Source organism: Roseibium sp., assembly GCF_025698965.1.
In the GTDB taxonomy this organism is placed as follows: domain Bacteria; phylum Pseudomonadota; class Alphaproteobacteria; order Rhizobiales; family Stappiaceae; genus Roseibium.
Map to the genome: position 1 here is coordinate 1 of NZ_JAILWL010000573.1, position 3,741 is coordinate 3,741.

Consider the following 3,741-nt stretch of genomic DNA (forward strand, 5'->3'; position numbering starts at 1 on the left):
GACCACAACGTCGAGCTGCAGTGCACCGACCACACCGACGATCCAGTTGGAGCCGAGATCCGGCTTGAAGATCTGGACCAGGCCCTCCTCGGCCAGATCCTGTAGTCCTTGACGCATCTGTTTGACGCGCATCGTGTCGGACAGGCGCACGCGGCGGAGAATTTCCGGAGCAAAGGCCGGCAGACCGGTGACGTGGATATTCTCTCCTTCCGTCAACGTGTCGCCGACACGAAGCTGGCCGTGGTTCGGCACACCGATAACGTCACCGGGATAGGCCAGATCGGCAATCTCGCGTTCCTCGGCGAAGAAGAAAATCGGTGCCGAAACAGCGATCTGCTTGCCGGCGCGGACGTGCTTCAACTTCATGCCGCGCTTGAAGGTTCCGGAACACAGGCGCACGAATGCAATCCGGTCGCGGTGCTTTGGGTCCATGTTGGCCTGCACCTTGAAAACAAAGCCGGTGACCTTGTCTTCTTCCGGCATGATTGTGCGTCCGCCGGTTGCCGGCTGGGAATGCGGCGGCGGAGCGAAGTCGGCGATGAAGTCGAGGATTTCCTCAATGCCATAATCACGCAGTGCGGAGCCGAAAAAGACCGGGGTCAGATGACCTTCCAGAAAGCTCTCCCTGTCGAATTCGGCATAGCCGCCTTCGCCCAGCTCAACGTTCTCGGTAAGCTCGTCCATGATGCGGTCAAAAACCGTGCCGGTCAGAGCCTCGTCGTCCAGCCCGGCAACGTCCTTGGTTTCGGCATAGGGACCACCACGCTCACCTTCCGATGTGTGGAACTTCTTCTTCTGCCAGTCATAGACACCGAAGAAGTCGGACCCCATGCCGACCGGCCAGGTCTGGGGAGAGACATCAAGCGCCAGCGCTTCCTGGACTTCGTCCAGAATTTCCAGCGCGTGACGGCCTTCACGGTCGATCTTGTTGACGAAGGTGATGATCGGGATATCGCGCAGACGGCAGACTTCGAACAGCTTGCGGGTCTGGGTCTCGATCCCTTTTGCAGCGTCGATAACCATGACGGCCGCATCAACGGCGGTCAACGTACGGTAGGTGTCTTCTGAGAAGTCTTCATGGCCCGGAGTGTCGAGCAGATTGTATATGATGCCCTTGCGTTCAAAAGTCATGACCGAGGACGAGACCGAAATCCCGCGTTCCTGCTCGATCTTCATCCAGTCCGACCTGGCCCTGCGGCGTTCACCGCGGGCGCGCACCTGACCGGCTGCCCGGATTGCACCACCCGACAGGAGCAGTTTTTCCGTCAGTGTCGTCTTACCGGCGTCCGGGTGGGAAATGATCGCAAAGGTGCGTCGGGCTTGAAAAGGCGCCACGCCATTAACGCTCGTCATAAAGATCTCCTGATCCGCTGATCCGGCAGGGTTGCGCAATCGCGACGGTAGAAACCGGAGCGCACCTTCAATCTCTGGAACCGGACGGATTGATGTTTCGTTGGCGCAAGGTCATAGAAGGTACGGCCAGAAATTTCCAGTGAAGAATTCTCTTTTCGGACGTTGATGCACCTTGCGGAGAGCGCATTCGCCCTAAAGCGAGGCCAGCAGTGTTTGCGTGAAACGCTCAAGCAGGTCATTCGCGGCGGTGTCCCGACGCCGAACAAGATAATATCCGTATCCGGTGTGGAATGGCTGATCGTCGATCCTGATCAACTTGCCCTCTTCCAGGACACGATCGATTACGTTGATCCCTCCCAGCGCGACACCCTGCCCCGCGATCGCGACTTCCAGCAACACCGGGTAGCTGTTGAATGTCACCATTTCCAGCGCCTTGCTGTCGACCTCGACAGACCGCGCCGCGAACCAAGTTTCCCAGGTAATCCAGTGCGGCGCCAGCGATTCCAGACGCAGGAGCCTTGCCGCGCGCAGGCTGGCCGGATCAGGAAATGGTCCGTTGCGTTTCAGGAAATCAGGTGAGCAGACCGGAACGACTTCCTCATCGAACAGGTGGTTCGAGACGAGACCGTCCCAGTCTCCCGAACCGTGACGGATGGCGATATCGACACCCGAACCGAGAAATTCGATATCGTCCCGCTCCCCCGCAAGAAGGCGCAGTTCGACACCCGGGTTCTCGATCTGGAATGCAATCGCCCGATCTCTCAACCAGTAAAACGACACCGCATTGTTTGCGGCAACGGTCAGGGTCTTGCCGTCGTTCTGCTTGCGGATAAACGTCACCGTTTCCGCAATGTGACCCAACCCATAGCGCACCGCGCTGTTCAGCCGGTCTCCGGCCGACGTCAGAGACAGTCGCCGATGAGAGCGAACAAAGAGCGGCGTTCCCAGATCCTGCTCGAGTTTTTGCACCTGATATGTCACCGCGACCTGGGTGACATTCAATTCGTCAGCAGCGGCCGTGAAGCTCAGATGGCGCGCTGCTGCCTCAAAAGCGATCAGCGCCTTGGGTGACGGAACATTCTTGTGCAGTTTTTGCATAAGTTTTTTTAAGTCTAACTCCTCAAAAAATTCGATTTCACGAGGATAGCAGATCTATTTTATTAATGGGTGACTTTGATGCGGCGTGTCTAAAAAAACCGCCAGCCTGGAGGAGAACACCTGATGAAAACGCACTATTTCGACACTGGTTATCACTACGCCTGGGACAAGACCCTGCCCCCACAGCTTGAGGTCACCTCCGGTGACCGGGTTATTTTCGAATGCCGGGAAGCAGCAGACGGCCAGATCACCCCACAATCTACTTTTGAGGATCTTGAAAACGCAGATATTGGCAGGGTCCACGCGATTCAGGGGCCGATTTACATCGCAGGTGCGGAGCCTGGCGACGTGGTCGAAGTCGAGCTGACAACTTTCGAGCACCATGGCTGGGGCTGGACCGCCTTGACACCTGCCTCCGACGGCATTCTCGGCAAAGGCCTATTGGAAGACGAATACTCGGACTTTCGTGAATTGCGCGTCTTCAATGTCGGCACTGACGACTGCCTCGACTTTCTTCCCAATGTCCGTATTCCGATCAACCCGTCCTGCGGCCTTGTCGGCCTGGCGCCGAAAGAAGCCGGGCCCCACCGCACGCTTCTGCCGCGCCGGACAGGCGGCAACATGGACAACCGGTACTTGCGGGCCGGTTCAAAAGTCTATCTGCCGGTTGAAGTTGCGGGCGGGCTGCTGTCTCTCGGGGATTGCCACCTGTCGCAGGGCGACGGTCAGTCCAGCCTTTACGCCGTTGAAGCACCGATGACCGTGACGGCGCGTATCCGTCTTCACAAGAACTGGAAGATCGATGCGCCGCACTACATAACGGCTCCCGGATGCCGCCATCGCAACGACGCGATGGTCTTCTATGCGACCTCCGCTTTCGGACCCGACCTTTACAAGATTGCCCAGGACGCGAATCGCAGCATGGTTCAGTGGCTCTTGCGGCTTCATGATCTTCAACTGTCTGACGCCTATCTCCTCACCGGTCTTGTCGGCAACCTGGTGATCAACGAAATCGTCGACACTCCGCACTATCACGTGTCGATGCAATTACCTCGGGACATTTTCAAGTAAGACACTTTTGCCTGATCAGAACCTCGGGTGGACAGATGCATTGCTGGTTAAACGCCAGCTAAAGGTTTCTGCTAGATTTTTCTACGACAGAATCACTTGCTTCCCGTCCGCTCGAGGAGAGTCCCATTGAGCCGAAAAAAATGCCTCATCATCGGCATCCTCATGATTGCCGCGACAGCTGCCATTCTCCTTCTCATGGGACGAATTCCCGTCTGTGAC

3 protein-coding genes are annotated in these 3,741 nt (G+C 57.2%); 1 reads left to right on the forward strand and 2 read right to left on the reverse strand.

The window, feature by feature from the left end; genetic code table 11:
• On the reverse strand, positions 1-1,353 hold a 1,353-nt coding region (locus K5905_RS29705; protein WP_297591238.1), incomplete at its 3' end, for a peptide chain release factor 3.
• 192 nt (positions 1,354-1,545) lie between these two features.
• The gene (locus K5905_RS29710) at positions 1,546-2,451 is read right to left on the reverse strand and encodes a LysR substrate-binding domain-containing protein (protein ID WP_297591239.1); all 906 of its coding nucleotides are present in this window, start codon (positions 2,449-2,451) and stop codon (positions 1,546-1,548) included.
• Between the two features lie 123 nt (positions 2,452-2,574).
• On the opposite strand from K5905_RS29710, the gene K5905_RS29715 reads away from it, so the two are divergent.
• Positions 2,575-3,522 (forward strand): acetamidase/formamidase family protein, encoded by a 948-nt coding sequence (locus tag K5905_RS29715; RefSeq protein WP_297591241.1) that lies wholly within the window; start codon positions 2,575-2,577, stop codon positions 3,520-3,522.
• The last annotated feature ends 219 nt before the right edge of the window (positions 3,523-3,741 follow it).

Coding starts and splice junctions, on each gene's coding strand:
- K5905_RS29710 (WP_297591239.1), bottom strand. CDS start 2,451: ATGCAAAAACTGCACAAGAATGTTCCGTCACCCAAGGCGCTGATCGCT.
- K5905_RS29715 (WP_297591241.1), top strand. CDS start 2,575: ATGAAAACGCACTATTTCGACACTGGTTATCACTACGCCTGGGACAAG.